This window comes from Pseudomonas fluorescens (assembly GCF_004683905.1).
GTDB lineage: Bacteria > Pseudomonadota > Gammaproteobacteria > Pseudomonadales > Pseudomonadaceae > Aquipseudomonas > Aquipseudomonas putida_A.
In genome coordinates, this window is record NZ_CP038438.1 from 4980319 (window position 1) to 4996758 (window position 16440).

Consider the following 16440-nt stretch of genomic DNA (forward strand, 5'->3'; position numbering starts at 1 on the left):
GTCATGCGCGTTCTGATTATCGAAGACGAGGAAAAAACCGCGGACTATCTGCACCGCGGTCTGACGGAACAGGGTTACATCGTGGATCTGGCCCGCGACGGCGTCGAGGGCCTGCACCTGGCGCTGGAAAGCGACTACGCGGTGATCGTCCTCGACGTGATGTTGCCGGGCCTCGACGGCTTCGGCGTGCTGCGCGCCTTACGTGCGCGCAAGCAGACCCCGGTGATCATGCTCACCGCCCGCGAGCGCGTCGAAGACCGGATCAGGGGCCTGCGTGACGGCGCCGACGATTACCTCGGCAAACCGTTTTCCTTCCTCGAACTGGTGGCTCGCCTGCAGGCGCTGACCCGGCGCAGCGGCGGCCATGAACCGGTGCAAGTGAGCATCGCCGACCTGTGGATCGATCTGATCAGCCGCAAGGCTACCCGCGCCGGAACCCGGCTGGATCTGACGGCAAAAGAGTTCTCATTGCTCAGTGTCCTCGCCCGGCGTCAGGGTGAAATTCTGTCGAAAACCGCGATTGCGGAGATGGTCTGGGACATTAATTTCGACAGCGATGCCAACGTCGTCGAAGTCGCGATCAAGCGTCTGCGAGCCAAGCTCGACGGGCCATTCGACGAGAAACTGCTGCACACCATTCGTGGCATGGGTTATGTGCTGGAGAGCCGTGGTGTCCAGTAATTCCATCGCGCTGCGCCTGAGCGGGATGTTTACGCTGGTGGCGCTGCTGGTGTTCCTGTTGATCGGCGGCGCGCTTTATCAGCAGGTCGACAAGGGCCTTGGTCTGCTGCCGGAAGCCGAGCTGGACGCGCGGTATAGCGTGCTCGAATCGGCCCTCAATCGTTATGGCACCCCCGAGCATTGGGTGAAGATCAACGCCAAGCTCAAGCTGCTCGGCGAGGAAGACAAGCGCATTCGTTTCTGGGTGGTCAGCGGTGATCCCGGTTACGAGTACGGCGCGCCGGACGCGCGGATCCGCGCCTTCGCCAACGGCCCGACGGGCATGCATGACCTGCAGTTGCCCGACCATCCCTATCCGCTGAAAGTGCTGCTGACCGAACTGCCGGCCAAGGATCAACGCCCGCCCCTGCGCTTCATGATCGGCATCAACACCGAAACCTTCCACGAGACTCAGCACAACCTGCTGATCGCCTTGGTCAGCCTGGCGATTATCGGTGTGCTGCTGGCCTCGGCGTTGGGTTATTGGGTGGCGCGGATCGGTCTCAAGCCGTTGATCAAACTGTCCCACGAAGCCCAGCGTCTGGCACCGCCACTGCGGGCCGGACGCCTGCGCATGTCGCCCTTGCCGCCGGAGCTGGAGCAGTTTGTCGACTCGTTCAACTCAACCCTGGAGCGGGTCGAACAGGCCTATTCACGCCTGGAATCGTTCAACGCCGACGTCGCCCATGAACTGCGCTCGCCACTGACCAACCTGATAGGCCAGACCCAGGTCGCGCTGACCCGCGGGCGCTCCGCCGAGCATTACTTCGAAGTGCTGCAATCGAACCTCGAAGAGCTGGAACGCCTGCGTTCGATCATCAACGACATGCTGTTTCTGGCCAGCGCCGACCAGGGCAGCAAGGCCACCAAACTGACCGAGACTTCTTTGGCCGATGAAGTCGCGACCACGCTCGAGTACCTGGATTTCATCCTCGAAGACGCGCAAGTGCAGGTGCACGTCAGTGGCGATGCGCAGGTGCGGATCGAGATCGCGCATCTGCGCCGGGCACTGATCAATCTGCTGAGCAACGCCGTGCAGCACACCGAGCCGGGCCAGGTGATCGAGGTGCACATCGAAGTTGAAGAGCATCAGGTCAGCATCGGCGTGGCCAACCCCGGATCGCCGATTGCCAGCGAGCACTTGCCGCGCTTGTTCGAGCGCTTCTATCGGGTCGATGCCTCGCGCAGCAACAGCGGCAACAACCATGGGCTGGGGCTGGCGATCGTCAAGGCGATTGCACTGATGCACGGTGGCGATGTGTTTGTGCGCAGTGATCGGGGGATGAATACCTTCGGCATTTATTTGCCTGTTTAGAAGCCCCTCACCCTAACCCTCTCCCGGAGGGAGAGGGGACTGACCGAGCTGTTCTCTGGAGTTGCATCGACCTGAAATATCCAGTCGAACTCAAGTTTTGAAAAGCCCCCGATCTGCTCCCTTTCCCCCTCGCCCCCTTGGGGGAGAGGGCTGGGGTGAGGGGGTTGCTCTTGGCTGCACCGAGACCTTCGACTTTTACCTCCTGCGCAACAGTCATTTATGAAAATCACGCTGTTTCTCGGCGCCCGGCAACCTTATCTTTGCCCGCACCAAACAGCACTTGCCAAGCAAGAAGGTTTTCAAGATGTCCAACAGTATGGGTATTGCCAGCGCTTTCGTTTTGTCCTCATTGATCCTGTCGCCGATGGCGATGGCTGAAGAATCGCAAGCGTTCGTAGCGCAGAATGCCGCTCGCGCTCACGCCTTCGAACAGTATCAGGCAGAAGTGATGGCCAAGTCGCAGGACGCTTCGCAAGCCCCTCAAGCCGCCACTTCCCAAGCTCAAGCGGCCGAGAAAGACAGCTGAGTCGCGCACCGCGAAACATTTCCCTCGACGCGGTTGTTTGGCTCTTCCCGTTCAACCGTCGTCCTTCCAGGCCGCTGCCTTTCAGCGGCCTTTTTTCGTTGTGGTCTGAAAGCCGTTTGGTTCGTCTGTAAAAAACAAGAAACATCCCGCACCTCAAGACATTGAAGTGTCAGTTGACCCAAGGAGCTCCGTCGCAAGTGCGTTACCCAGTCAGTTTCACCTCGCTGTTCATTGCAATTGCCGCAACGATTGCCCCCGCCGCTCACGCCGACGAAGCCGCCAAACAAGGCTTCATCGAAGGCTCGAGCCTCAACCTCAACGCCCGCAACTACTACATGAATCGCAACCGTCTGCAGCAGACGGACGACAACATCGAGTGGGGCCAGGGTTTTCTCGGGATCTTCCAGTCGGGTTACACCGAAGGCACGGTCGGCTTCGGCATCGATGCCCACGCCATGCTCGGGCTGAAGCTCGACGGCGGTGGCGGTACCGATGGTTCGAGCATCCTGCCGATCAGCGATGGCAACGGCAAAGCGCCGGGCTCGTTCTCGACTGCGGGCGGCACGTTGAAGATGCGCGCGTTCGATACCGAGCTGAAGGCCGGTGACCTGTTCCTCACCAACCCGGTGATTGCCGGCGGTGATTCGCGCATGTTGCCGCAGACCTTTCGTGGCGTGAGCCTGACCAACCACAGCTTCGACGGCTGGATGTTCGAAGGTGGCCAGGCCAGTTTTACCAAGCCGTACAATCAGAGCGGTCGCCAGCGCATCGGCACGTCCTACGGCAAACTCGCCGAGGGCGACGAAAGCCGTCACCTGAACTGGGCCGGCGTGTCCTGGAGCGGCGTCGAAGGGCTTACCAGCAATCTGTACGCCGCCGAGCTGAAGGACATCTGGAACCAGTACTACTACGACCTGGATTACACCTGGCAGTTGACCGATCTGGTCAGCCTCAACCCGGGCCTGCACTTCTATCACACGCAGGACACCGGCGACGCGCTGCTGGGTAACATCGACAACAACACTTACAGCCTGCATTTCACCGTCGGCATCGGCAACCACAGCGTCACCGCTGCGTACCAGCGCGTGAACGGCAACACGCCGTTCGACTACATCAGCCAGGGCGACAGCGTTTACCTCGACAACTCGCAACAGTATTCGGACTTCAACGGCCCGAACGAGCGCTCGTGGAAGCTCAAGTACGCCTATGACTTCGCCGGTCTCGGTGTGCCGGGCCTGACTTCGGCAGTTTCCTATTCGCGCGGCACCGTGGACCTGACCAAGGTCGATCCGGGCAGCAAAGGCTATGCCTCGTGGTACAGCGCTGACGGTCGCAACGCCAAGCACTGGGAACGCGACCTTGATCTGAAATACGTGGTGCAGAGCGGTCAGGCGAAAGACCTCGCGGTACGCCTGCAATGGGCGACCAACCGGGGTGGCAACGGTTACGGCGCGATTGATACCGATACCGATGAATACCGGGTGATTGTCGACTACCCGATCAACGTCTTCTAAGATCCCCCCTGCACCACGGTCTTGAATTTAGAGATGTACCCTGTGGGAGCGGGCTTGCTCGCGAATGCGCTGCATCAGTCGACATCAATGTTGAATGACACGGCGCATTCGCGAGCAAGCCCGCTCCCACAATGGAATACCGTCACTGACTTGATGCAACTACGCTAATAAGATCCTCCCAACCGACAGCCCCCATCATGATCGCGAGCCGTACCCCACCTCTGGCGGGCAAGACCGGACGCCCCGAATTGCTGCTGATCTGCGGCAGTTCGCTGACCGTGATCGCGATTCTGTGCATCGTCACTTTTCTGCTGATTCGTGAGCACGCCAACGCTCAGGAAGCGGCCACCCGCAGTGCCACCACCATCGCCCAGTTGATCGACGCCGACGTCCTGCGCACGGTCGAGCTGTACGACCTGACCTTGCAAGGCCTGATCGCCGCCGCCCAGCGTGATGATCTGCGCGACGTCACCCCGCAGATCCGCCATCTGGCGCTGTTCGACCGCTCCACTACCGCGCGCTTCAAGGGCGACATCCTGCTGCTCGACAAGCATGGCGATGTGGTCGCCGACTCATCACGCATCGAACCCAAACCGGGCAACTTCGCCGACCGCGATTATTTCCTCGCCCATGCCTTCAACCGTGACATGGGCATGTTCATCAGCCGCCCGTTCAAGACCCGCTGCGATTGCGACGAAGCCAATCAGTGGCGCATCAGCTTCAGTCGGCGGATTTCTTCGGACACTGGAGAATTCGCCGGTGTGGCGGTGGCGTCGATGAAACTCGACTACTTCGATCAACTGTTCAACAGCCTCGATATCGGCAAAGACAGCACGCTGAACATCATCAACAGCGACGGCGTGCTGCTGGCGCAGAAGCCTTATCTGCAAAGCGACTCCATCGGCAAGAGTTTCGGTAACCGGCCCAACGTGGTGCGGATTCTCGGCGACAAGGATGGCAGCGGCAGTTTCACCAGCACCTCGAGCATGGATCATCAGCAACGGCTCTACACCTATTCGCGAGTCGGCAATCTGCCGTTGACGGTGATGGTCGCGCTGTCCAGTGATGAGGTGTTCGGCACTTGGCGCCGCACGGCGCTGTTGATCAGCGGCGCCACCGGCGTGCTGTGTGCCGGGCTGCTGTGGCTGACCTGGCTACTTGCCCGCGAACTGCGTTTGCGCCAGCGCGCCGAACGTGAACTGGCGCAACTGGCCGCCACCGATGCGCTGACCGGCGTGGCCAACCGGCGGATGCTCGATCAGTCGCTGCGCCACGAATGGTTCCGCGCCCAGCGTTCGGGCAAGCCGCTGTCGGTGATGATGATCGACGCCGATCACTTCAAGGCCTTCAACGACCGTCATGGGCATCAGACCGGTGATCAGGCGCTGCGCGAACTGGCCAGGGTAATCACGGCGAACGTGCGACGACCAGGGGATCTGGTCGCCCGTTACGGTGGCGAAGAGTTCTCGGTGATTCTCGCCGAAACCGACAGCAGCGGCGCAGGGCAGATTGCCGAACATATCCGCCAGGCGGTCGAGCAGATGCCGAGGGTCCAGGGCGCGGACGTGGCGATGACCGTCAGTATCGGTATCAGCACCTGGACGGCAACGGTCGAGATGTCGCTGGAACAACTGCTGTTTGCGGCAGACAAGGCGCTGTATCAGGCCAAAGAAGGTGGGCGCAATCGGGTGGTGGTGGCTGGCTGATTTTTGCGGCGATTGAACTGGCCTCTTCGCGAGCAAGCTCGCTCCCACAAGGGAATGCATTTCAAATGTGGGAGCGAGCCTGCTCGCGAATAGGCCGGCCCAGGCAACACAAAAACCGCAGGCATAAAAAAAGGCCATCCGGGGATGGCCTTCAAAAAACTAGAGAGGTTTTTTACTTACACTGCCGCAACCGGGCGCATGTAAGAGATCGGTGCAGTGCTGGCGTCTTCGAACGTCACGACTTCCCACGCATCTGTCTGCTCAATCAACTTGCGCAGCAGCTGGTTGTTCAGTGCATGACCGGACTTGAAGCCTTTGAACTCACCAATCAGGCTGTTACCCAGCAGGTACAGGTCGCCAATCGCATCGAGGATCTTGTGCTTCACGAATTCGTCTTCGTAGCGAAGGCCGTCTTCGTTCAGTACACCATCGGAATCCACCACGATCGCGTTTTCAACGCTGCCGCCGAGTGCGAGGTTGTGCTTGCGCAGGTACTCGATGTCACTCATGAAACCGAAAGTACGGGCGCGGCTGACTTCTTTTACGAACGAAGTGCTGGAAAAATCCACGCTTGCACTTTGGGTGCGGTCCCGGAAAACCGGGTGATCGAAATCGATCTCGAAGCTCACCTTGAACCCTTCGAAAGGGACGAAAGTGGCGCGCTTGTCGCCGTCTTCCACTGTCACTTCACGCAGGATGCGGATGAATTTCTTGGCGGCGTCCTGCTCTTCCAGGCCAGCCGATTGAATCAGGAATACGAACGGTCCAGCGCTGCCATCCATGATCGGGACTTCGGACGCGGAGAGCTCGACGTAGGCGTTATCGATGCCCAGGCCAGCCATGGCCGAGAGCAAGTGCTCTACCGTGTCCACTTTGACGTCGCCGTTGATCAGCGTCGTCGACATAGTGGTTTCACCGACGTTTTCCGCGCGGGCAGGAATCTGCACCACAGGGTCGAGGTCAGCGCGACAAAACACAATGCCAGTGTCGACAGGCGCAGGCTTGAGGGTCAGGTAGACCTTCTCCCCGGAATGCAGGCCTACACCTGTGGCACGGATAATATTTTTCAGTGTGCGTTGTTTAATCATGGCTTGGGCCGCTTCAGCGCAAATTGCGAACTGGTATCAACAAAGGCTGGCGATAATAGCAGACCGAGCCTTTGCTGAACACCAATCACCGTCATAGCCCTGATACATTCCATCAATCGGCCTGACGACGCAGGAATGCCGGGATGTCCAGGTAATCCAGATCGTCCTGCGGGTTCATCTTCGCGGCAGTCGCAGCACCGGCCTGAGCCTGGTTGCGCATGACGGTCGGACGGTCCAGGTCACGGTAGTTCACCGCCGGAGCTTCCTGACGCGCAGGAGCAGGTTGTTGAACCTGAGCGGCAGCCATGGAGGTGTGAACGGTGTTGTCGATGACCTTCACAGGCTTCTCGATTTTCGCGCCCAGACCGGTGGCAACCACGGTGACGTGCAGTTCGTCGCGCATGTCCGGATCGATAACGGTACCGACCTTGACCATTGCGTGCTCGGAAGCGAAGGCTTCGATGATGCTACCCACGTCGGAGTACTCACCCAGGGACAGGTCAGGACCGGCGGTGATGTTCACCAGGATGCCGCGTGCACCTTGCAGGTTCACGTCTTCCAGCAGCGGGTTGCGGATGGCCGCTTCGGTCGCTTCACGCGCACGGTTCGGACCGCTGGCGCAGCCAGTGCCCATCATCGCCATGCCCATTTCGCTCATCACGGTACGCACGTCGGCGAAGTCGACGTTGATCATGCCCGGACGCTTGATGATGTCGGAGATACCGCGAACGGCACCGGCCAGTACGTCGTCAGCCTTGGCGAAAGCCGACAAGAGGCTTGCGTCTTTACCGAGGATGGTCAGCAGCTTCTCGTTGGGGATAGTGATCAACGAGTCGACGCTTTCGGAGAGCATGCGGATGCCTTCGTCGGCGATCTGCATACGCTTGCGGCCTTCGAACGGGAACGGACGGGTCACGACCGCAACGGTCAGGATGCCCATTTCCTTGGCCACTTCGGCGATGATCGGTGCAGCACCGGTACCGGTACCGCCGCCCATGCCAGTGGTGATGAACACCATGTTGGTGCCCTGCAGGACTTCGGCAATGCGCTCACGGTCTTCGAGAGCGGCCTGACGACCTACTTCAGGGTTGGCGCCAGCGCCGAGACCTTTGGTCACGCCGGTGCCCAGTTGCAGGATGGTGCGCGCGCCGATGTTTTTCAGCGCTTGAGCATCAGTGTTGGCGCAGATGAATTCGACGCCTTCGATGTTGCTCTTGACCATGTGGTTGACAGCGTTGCCGCCGCCACCGCCAACACCGATAACTTTGATTACCGGGCTTGCGGGGATGTTGTCTACGAGTTCGAACATTTTCCCTCTCCTTACATTCTCTAGTTTTTTCGCCTACTGCATTTTTGTAGCGGTGTTGCGGTAAAGCGTTAGAAGTTGCCTTGAACCCACTTCTTCAATCGGTCCAGCAACGGTGCCTGTGGCTCATCGTTGCTGTAGCTGTCGCGGCTGCCGATGCCCGAGAACGAGATCCCGTCGGACTGCTTCTGCAGGCCGTACATCAACAAGCCCACGCCAGTGGAATAAATCGGGTTGCGCACCACGTCATCCAGGCCCTTCACGCCATGCGGCACGCCCAGGCGCACCGGCATGTGGAAGATTTCTTCAGCCAGTTCGGTGGCACCTTCCATCTTCGACGTACCGCCGGTCAGGACGATGCCCGCCGGGATCAGGTCTTCGTAGCCGCTGCGACGCAGTTCGGCCTGGATCAGGGTGAACAGTTCGTCGTAACGCGGCTCGACCACTTCGGCCAGGGCCTGACGCGACAGTTCGCGCGGTGGACGGTCGCCAACGCTCGGCACCTTGATGGTTTCGCCGGCACCGGCCAGTTTGGCCAGGGCGCAGGCGTAGCGGATCTTGATCTCTTCGGCGTACTGGGTCGGGGTGCGCAACGCCATGGCGATGTCGTTGGTCACCTGATCACCGGCAATCGGGATCACCGCGGTGTGGCGGATCGCGCCTTCGGTGAAGATCGCGATGTCGGTGGTGCCGCCGCCGATGTCGACCAGGCACACGCCCAGCTCTTTTTCGTCGTCGGTCAGTACCGAGTAGGCCGAGGCCAGTTGCTCGAGAATGATGTCGTCGATTTCCAGACCGCAGCGACGCACGCATTTTTCAATGTTCTGGGCAGCATTGACGGCGCAGGTGACCACGTGAACCTTGGCTTCCAGACGGACGCCGGACATGCCCAGAGGCTCGCGGACGCCTTCCTGGTTATCGATCACGTAATCCTGCGGCAGGGTGTGCAGCACGCGCTGGTCAGCCGGGATCGCCACGGCCTGGGCGGCGTCGAGTACGCGCTCCAGGTCAGCCGAGCTCACTTCGCGGTCACGAATCGCCACGATGCCGTGGGAGTTCAGGCTGCGGATGTGATTGCCGGCCACGCCGACGAACGCCGAGTGAATGCGGCAGCCCGCCATCAGTTGGGCTTCTTCGATCGCGCGCTGGATCGATTGCACGGTGGACTCGATGTTCACCACCACGCCCTTCTTCAGGCCGCGGGACGGGTGAGTACCGATACCGACGATTTCCAGCGTGCCGTCGTCCGCGACCTCGCCTACCAGCGCCACCACCTTGGAGGTGCCGATATCCAGACCGACGATCATTTTGCCGCTTTGCACGTTTGCCATGGGTCCTGCCTCTTCTTAATTCTTTGCGACAGCGGGTTGGGCTGTCGTCGGCGCTACTGGTTCCCGCCAGCCAACAGCGAGGCCGTTGGCGTAGCGCAGATCGATGCGCGCAATGTTCGTAATCTGGTCTTTAAGCGTCTTGTCATAGATGGCAATGAAGCGGCGCATCTTTTCCACCAGGTTGCCGCGTCCCAGCAGCAACTCGATGCCGGGGCCGGAGCTGCCGGCACCGGTGGTCAGGAACCAGCTGCCACGTTCACGCAGTTCCAGGCGCGCGATCGAGAAGCCCAGCGGCCGGAGCATCTGGCTCAGCACCTGATACTGCTGCATCACTTGCTGCTGGGCCCGTTGTGGGCCGAACAGCTGTGGCAGGTGTTCGTAGTTCGCCAACTCCTTTGGCGTGAAGGCCTGACCCTGGTTGTTGAGCAGCGACTCGTCGCCCCAACGGGCCACCGGCAGTTGCTCTTCGAGGCGGATCACCACCTGATCCGGCCACACCCGGCGTACTTCGGCGTGGGCGATCCATGGCATCTGCTCAAGCTCGGTCCGCATGCTGGCCAGATCAATGGTGAAGAAGCTCGACGCCACGTACGGGGCGATTCGCTGCTGCACCGCTTGCTGACTGATGTAGCTCAGGTCGCCCTGCACGGCGATCTTGGTGATCGGCCTGTCAGCGTAAGGCAGCAAACGCTGCGCGCCTTCGTAGGTACCGAACCCGAGCGCCACCAGCAGCACCGGCCAGAACAGGCTTTTCAGAAAGCCGAAATTGGCTTTCGGCAGGCGCGCGGACATCGGCTCTTTGGCCACCATTCGGCTGGCACCCCGCGGCACCGGCTTGCGGCCGGGTGCGGGTGGCTGATGTCTGAGATGAGCGCCTTGCATGGTCTTAACCTCGCGCCTCTGTGTTACCGGAGCCTTCAACACTGGCGGCCAGAATGGCCAGAACCAGTTGCTGGAAGTCCAGACCGGCAGCACGGGCCGCCATCGGCACCAGACTGTGATCGGTCATGCCCGGTGCGGTGTTCACTTCCAGGAACCAGAACTGTCCGTCGGCGTCCTGCATCACGTCCGCCCTGCCCCAACCGGCAATACCCAGCGCCTCACAGGCCTTGGCCGTGAGATCCATGAGTTCCTGCTCCTTGGCGGCATCCAGCCCGCACGGAATGCGGTACTGGGTATCGTTGGCGATGTACTTGGCGTCGTAGTCGTAGAACGTGTGCGGTGTACCCAGGGCGATAGGAGGCAACACCTGGTCACGCAGGGTGGCGATGGTGAACTCCGGACCTTGAATCCATTGTTCAACCAAGACTTGCGAATCGTAGGTACTGGCCGCTTTCCATGCGTCGATCAACTCGGACGCAGAACTCACTTTGGCCATCCCGATACTTGAACCTTCATGCGCCGGTTTGACGATCAAAGGGAAGCCCAGTTCCGTCGCCGCGGAAATACAATCGGCTTCGCTGCACAGCACAGCGTGACGCGGCGTCGGAATCCCGAGGCTGTGCCAGACCTGCTTGGTGCGCAGTTTGTCCATCGCCAGTGCCGAAGCGAGGATGCCGCTGCCGGTGTACGGAATACCGGCGCATTCGAGCAGGCCCTGCATCGAGCCGTCTTCACCGCCACGACCGTGGAGAATGATGAACGCGCGGTCGATCTTTTCATTCAGCAGACGCTGCAGAAAATCCTCGCCGACGTCGATCCCGAACGCGTCCACGCCCGCGCTTTGCAGCGCGTCGAGCACGGCGTTACCGGATTTCAGCGAAACCTCACGCTCAGCACTCATGCCACCGAACAGCACGGCGACACGGCCGAAATCTTTCGGCGCGATGGTGGAGAACAGGTTGGCGTAGGCAGCAGTCATTTCAACTTCCCCTCGACCGACGCCGCCACGGCGCCGGCGAACAATTCACTTTTCAACAGCTTCGGCGCGAGACCGCCGATATCCCCGGCACCCTGGCACAGCAGGATGTCGCCGGCACGCAGCAGCGGCTTGACCAGCGGCGCGAGGTCGACACCGCGCTCGATGTAGATCGGGTCGAGCTGACCACGCTGACGGATGCTGTTGCACAGCTTGCGGCTGTCCGCGCCCGGGATCGGCTCTTCGCCGGCCGGATAGACTTCCATCAGCAGCAGCACGTTGGCATCGGCCAGTACATTGACAAAATCGTCGTACAGGTCACGGGTGCGGCTGTAACGGTGCGGCTGGTAGACCATCACCAGACGGCGCTCCGGCCAGCCACCGCGCACGGCTTTGATCACGGCCGCGACTTCGGTCGGGTGGTGACCGTAGTCGTCGACCAGCATCACGTTGCCGCCGTCCACCGGCAGTTCGCCATAGACCTGGAAGCGTCGGCCAACGCCCTGGAACCCGGAAAGGCCCTGGACGATGGCTTCGTCGCTGACCCCTTCGTCGCTGGCGATGCAGATGGTCGCCAGCGAGTTGAGCACGTTGTGGTTGCCTGGCATGTTCACGGACACGTCCAGCGGCTCGCGATCCGGGCGCAGCACGGTGAAGAAGGTCTGCATGCCCTGCTGACGCACATTGATGGCACGCACGTCGGCGTCTTCGCTGAAGCCGTAGGTCACGGTCGGACGCTTGACCAGCGGCAGGATTTCACGCACCACCGGATCGTCCAGGCACATCACCGCCAAACCGTAGAACGGCAGGTTGTGCAGGAACTCGACGAAGGTTTTCTTCAGTTTGTTGAAGTCACCGTCGTAGGTCGCCATGTGGTCGGCGTCGATGTTGGTGACCACGGCCACCAGCGGTTGCAAGTGCAGGAAGCTCGCATCGCTTTCATCGGCTTCGGCGATCAGGTAGCGGCTGGTGCCGAGCTGGGCATTGGTGCCCGCGGCATTCAGACGGCCACCGATAACGAAAGTCGGGTCCAGGCCTCCGGCGGCGAACACCGAAGCGATCAGGCTGGTGGTGGTGGTTTTGCCGTGGGTGCCGGCGACGGCGATGCCGTGGCGATAGCGCATCAGCTCGGCGAGCATCTCGGCACGCGGTACCACCGGGATGCGGCGCTCAAGAGCGGTCGCCACTTCCGGGTTGGAGGTGTTGACGGCGCTGGAGACCACCAGTACGTCGGCGGTGGCAGCGTTCTCGGCACGGTGGCCGATATAGATGTGCGCGCCGAACGATTCCAGACGCTCGGTCACCGGCGAAGCCTTCAGGTCGGAACCGGACACTTCATAGCCCAGGTTCAGCAACACTTCAGCGATGCCGCACATGCCCACGCCGCCGATACCGACGAAGTGGATGCGACGGATGCGGCGCATTTCCGGTTGTGGCATGGCTTTCTGATTCTCAACCATGGGCCACCTCCAGGCAGGTATCGACCACGCTACGGGTGGCATCGGGTTTGGCCAGACGGCGGGCCGCTTGGGCCATTTCTTCGAGTCGTTGCGGTTGCATCAAGACCTCTGTCAGGCGCGCGGCAAGGTCCGCGGCACCAGTCGTTCTTTGCGGCATCACGAAGGCAGCGCCTTCACGGGCCAAATAATCGGCGTTGCGGGTCTGGTGATCGTCGATCGCGTGGGGCAAAGGCACCAGCATCGAGGGCAGACCAACGGCAGCCAGCTCACTGATGGTCAGCGCGCCAGCGCGGCACACCACCAGGTCAGCCCAGCCATAGGCCTGGGCCATGTCTTTGATAAAGGGCTGCACCTGCGCATCCACGCCGGCGGCGCGGTAGCGCTCTGCAGTCACTTCATCGTGGTTTTTGCCGGCCTGATGAAACACTTCCGGACGCAAATCGGCAGGGACTTGCGCCAGGGCTTCAGGCAGCAACTTGTTCAACGGTTCTGCGCCCAGGCTTCCGCCGAGGATCAGCAAACGCGCTTTGCGCCCGGCCAGAGCCGGTCGCGATGTTTCGAGGAACAGCTCGCTGCGCACCGGGTTTCCGGTGGTACGGCGGGTGTCCGACAGAGTAAAGGTGTCGGGGAAGGCTTCACACACCCGGGCGGCGAACGGCACCAGCAACCGATTGGCGGTGCCGGCCACGGCGTTCTGCTCGTGAACGATCACCGGCACACCGGCCAGTTTCGCGGCAATCCCGCCAGGCCCGGTCACATAACCACCGAAGCCGACCACGCAGACTGGACGCAACTTGCGAATCACCGCCCGCGCCTGCCACACCGACTTGAGCAACATGAACGGTGCCTTGAGCAGCGACAGCTTGCCCTTGCCACGCAACCCGGTGGCATTGATGCGGTGCAGTTCCAGACCTGCAGCCGGCACCAGTTCGTTTTCGATTCCGCGTGGCGTGCCGAGCCAGTGCACGGTGTAGCCGCGCGCCTGGAATTCACGGGCACAGGACAGCGCCGGGAACACGTGGCCGCCGGTGCCGCCGGCCATGATCAATACGTTAGCGCCCATGGTTCGGCTCCTCGGCGAAGTCGCTCTCATGGAACTCCATCTCTTCACTGCCCAGGTGGGTCCGACTCTCCCACTCGATCCTCAGCAACAAGCCGAGGCAGGCGCAGCAGATCACCAGGGAGCTGCCGCCGTAACTGAGGAACGGCAGGGTCAGACCCTTGGTCGGCAGCAGGCCGACGTTCACGCCGATGTTGATCAGGAACTGGCCAATCCACAGGAACGACAGACCGTAAGCCACATAAGCGGCGAAGAACTGCTTGGCCTTCTCCGCCCACAGACCGATGTACATACCGCGAATACACACGAAGACGAACAGCGCGACGGTGCACAGCGAACCGACGGCGCCCAGCTCTTCGGCCAGCACCGAGAACACGAAGTCGGTGTGCGCTTCAGGCAGGTAGAACTGTTTTTGTACGCTGTTGCCCAGGCCGACGCCCAGCCACTCACCGCGACCGAAGGCAATCAACGCCTGCGACAACTGATAACCCGCGCCGAACTGGTCGGCCCACGGGTCGGCGAAGTTGGTCAAACGCGCCATCCGGTAAGGCTGCATCTGAATCAGCAAGACCACGGCCCCGACTGCCAGCACCACCATCAGCGAGAAGCGGAACAGCCCGACCCCGCCAAGGAACAGCATCGCCGCAGCAGCCCCCATCATTACCACGGTGGCACCGAAGTCCGGCTCCATCAGCAACAGACCCGCCATCGGCAGCAGCACGATGAACGGCTTGAAGAAGCCCATCCAGCTCTCGCGCACTTCTTTCTGCCGACGCACCAGATAACCGGCGAGGTAGATCACCACAAACACCTTGGCGATCTCGGACGGCTGAACGTTGAAGAAGCTGAAACCGATCCAGCGCATCGACCCGTTCACTTCACGGCCGATCCCCGGGACGATAACCATTACCAGCAGACCGAATGCGCCGATCAGCATCATCCAGCCCAGACGCTGCCAGGTGGCAATCGGAATCATCATGGTGATGATGCACGCGCCGAGGCCTAGCGCCACGTAGATCAGGTGGCGAATCATGTAATACAGCGCGCTGCCCGACTGCGCCGCCGCCACTTCGGTGGAGGCCGAGGCAATCATGATCAGACCCAGGCCCAGCAGCGCCAGGCAACCGGCGAGCATCGGGAAGTCGAGGTCGATGCCACGCCCGGTGATGATCGGCGACGGGTATGGCTTGATGATATTGCGCAGGCTCATGCCAGATCCTCCACGGCGCGGACGAACTGGTGACCACGGTCTTCGTAATTCTTGAACATGTCGAAACTGGCGCAGGCCGGCGACAGCAGCACTACGTCACCCGGCTGGGCGACTGCGCGGCACTGCGCAACGGCGTCGACCAGCGAGGTCGCGCGAATCAGTGGCACGGCGTCACCGATGGCCTCGCCGATCTTGTCGGAGTCGCGGCCCATCAGGATCACGGCGCGGCAGTTGGCCGCCACTGGATCACGCAGATCCTTGAACTCGGCACCCTTGCCGTCGCCACCGGCGATCAGCACGACCTTGCCGTCGATATCCGCACCCAGGCCTTCGATGGCAGCCAGAGCGGCGCCGACGTTGGTGGCTTTGGAATCGTTGTAGTAACCGACGCCGTCGAGATCACGCAGCCACTGGCAGCGGTGTTCGAGGCCGGTGAAGTTACGCAGGGCATCAAGCATGGCGTCGAACGGCAAGCCGACCGCGTGGCCGAGCGCCAGCGCCGCGAGGGCGTTCGCCTGGTTATGCGCGCCGCGCACTTTCAGTTCGCGCACCGGCATCAGGTTCTGGAATTCGAAGGCCAGGTATTTCTCGCCGTCTTCTTCGCGCAGGCCGAAGGCCTTGAAATCCGGTTTGTTCAGGCCGAAGGTCCAGCAAGGCTGGCCTTCGCCGATCAGCGGACGACTGAGTGCATCCTGACGGTTGACCACGAACTGCTTCGCACCACGGAAGATCCGGTGCTTGGCCAGGTGATACGCCGGCAGGCCGCTGTAGCGGTCCATGTGGTCTTCACTGATGTTGAGCACGGTGGCCACTTCAGCGTTGAGCTGGTCGGTGGTTTCCAGCTGGAAGCTCGACAGCTCCATCACGTACAGCTCGACGTCATCGCTGAGCAATTCCAGTGCTGGCGTACCGAGGTTGCCGCCGACCGCGACGCGTTTGCCGGCCGCAGCCGCCATCTCGCCGACCAGGGTGGTGACGGTGCTTTTCGCGTTGGAACCGGTGATGGCCACGATCGGCGCCCGCGCGTTACGCGCGAACAGCTCGATGTCGCCGGCCATTTTCACGCCACGGGCGGCAGCGGCTTGCAGGGCCGGGGTCGCCAGCGCCAGGCCGGGGCTCACGTAGAGCTCGTCGGCACGGCACAGGAATTCGACGTCCAGCTCGCCACAACGCACTTCCACGTGCGGATAGTCACGCTTGAGCGTGGCCAGTTCCGGTGGATTGTCCCGCGTATCGGCGACGGCAAACGACACGCCCCGGTTCGCCAGGAAGCGAACCAGGGACATGCCGCTCTTGCCGAGGCCGACAACGATGCGGAAGTGGTCAGAAGCGATCAGAGACACTCG

14 protein-coding genes are annotated in these 16440 nt (G+C 61.4%); 5 read left to right on the plus strand and 9 right to left on the minus strand.

Translation table 11 applies throughout. The features are described from left to right. Window positions 1-3 precede the first annotated feature (3 nt). The 5 genes from E4T63_RS22910 to E4T63_RS22930 all read left to right on the plus strand — a co-directional run bounded on the left by E4T63_RS22910 (window position 4) and on the right by E4T63_RS22930 (window position 5781). Window positions 4-681, plus strand: coding sequence for a heavy metal response regulator transcription factor (locus tag E4T63_RS22910; protein ID WP_065261356.1), 678 nt, complete (start codon window positions 4-6; stop codon window positions 679-681). Then, the gene (locus tag E4T63_RS22915; RefSeq protein WP_135296528.1) at window positions 671-2035 is read left to right on the plus strand and encodes a heavy metal sensor histidine kinase; all 1365 of its coding nucleotides are present in this window, start codon (window positions 671-673) and stop codon (window positions 2033-2035) included. The genes E4T63_RS22910 and E4T63_RS22915 overlap by 11 nt, the downstream gene beginning before the upstream one ends. 304 nt (window positions 2036-2339) lie before the next feature. Beyond that, window positions 2340-2561 carry a hypothetical protein gene (locus E4T63_RS22920; RefSeq protein ID WP_096795481.1) on the plus strand — a complete coding sequence of 74 codons (222 nt, stop codon included), beginning with the start codon at window positions 2340-2342 and terminating at the stop codon, window positions 2559-2561. Window positions 2562-2758: 197 nt separating this feature from the next. After that, the gene (locus E4T63_RS22925) at window positions 2759-4075 is read left to right on the plus strand and encodes an OprD family porin (protein ID WP_135296529.1); all 1317 of its coding nucleotides are present in this window, start codon (window positions 2759-2761) and stop codon (window positions 4073-4075) included. A gap of 197 nt (window positions 4076-4272) precedes the next feature. Beyond that, entirely contained in the window at window positions 4273-5781 is a 1509-nt protein-coding gene (locus tag E4T63_RS22930; RefSeq protein WP_135296530.1) for a sensor domain-containing diguanylate cyclase, read from the plus strand. Between the two features lie 176 nt (window positions 5782-5957). Here the strand turns inward: E4T63_RS22930 and lpxC are convergent, their stop codons facing one another. The 9 genes from lpxC to murD form a co-directional block, all read right to left on the minus strand. After that, window positions 5958-6869: a UDP-3-O-acyl-N-acetylglucosamine deacetylase gene (lpxC, locus tag E4T63_RS22935; RefSeq protein WP_007961638.1), complete on the minus strand. Its 912-nt coding sequence runs from the start codon at window positions 6867-6869 to the stop codon at window positions 5958-5960. Between the two features lie 112 nt (window positions 6870-6981). Next, window positions 6982-8178, minus strand: coding sequence for a cell division protein FtsZ (gene ftsZ, locus E4T63_RS22940; protein ID WP_007961637.1), 1197 nt, complete (start codon window positions 8176-8178; stop codon window positions 6982-6984). Window positions 8179-8246: 68 nt separating this feature from the next. Then, entirely contained in the window at window positions 8247-9506 is a 1260-nt protein-coding gene (ftsA, locus tag E4T63_RS22945) for a cell division protein FtsA (RefSeq protein ID WP_003228014.1), read from the minus strand. A gap of 15 nt (window positions 9507-9521) precedes the next feature. Continuing rightward, on the minus strand, window positions 9522-10388 hold the full coding sequence (locus tag E4T63_RS22950) for a cell division protein FtsQ/DivIB (RefSeq protein ID WP_007961636.1): 867 nt from the start codon (window positions 10386-10388) through the stop codon (window positions 9522-9524). A gap of 4 nt (window positions 10389-10392) precedes the next feature. Further along, entirely contained in the window at window positions 10393-11367 is a 975-nt protein-coding gene (locus E4T63_RS22955) for a D-alanine--D-alanine ligase (protein WP_027612179.1), read from the minus strand. Next, window positions 11364-12824: a UDP-N-acetylmuramate--L-alanine ligase gene (murC, locus tag E4T63_RS22960; RefSeq protein WP_025109285.1), complete on the minus strand. Its 1461-nt coding sequence runs from the start codon at window positions 12822-12824 to the stop codon at window positions 11364-11366. Before murC ends, E4T63_RS22955 begins: the two co-directional genes overlap by 4 nt. Further along, the gene (gene murG, locus E4T63_RS22965) at window positions 12817-13887 is read right to left on the minus strand and encodes an undecaprenyldiphospho-muramoylpentapeptide beta-N-acetylglucosaminyltransferase (RefSeq protein WP_027612180.1); all 1071 of its coding nucleotides are present in this window, start codon (window positions 13885-13887) and stop codon (window positions 12817-12819) included. Before murG ends, murC begins: the two co-directional genes overlap by 8 nt. After that, window positions 13877-15094 carry a putative lipid II flippase FtsW gene (gene ftsW, locus E4T63_RS22970; protein ID WP_003228018.1) on the minus strand — a complete coding sequence of 406 codons (1218 nt, stop codon included), beginning with the start codon at window positions 15092-15094 and terminating at the stop codon, window positions 13877-13879. Before ftsW ends, murG begins: the two co-directional genes overlap by 11 nt. Beyond that, complete coding sequence (gene murD / locus E4T63_RS22975; protein ID WP_135296531.1) at window positions 15091-16437, minus strand: UDP-N-acetylmuramoyl-L-alanine--D-glutamate ligase; 1347 nt, start codon at window positions 16435-16437, stop codon at window positions 15091-15093. Before murD ends, ftsW begins: the two co-directional genes overlap by 4 nt. Window positions 16438-16440: the final 3 nt, after the last annotated feature.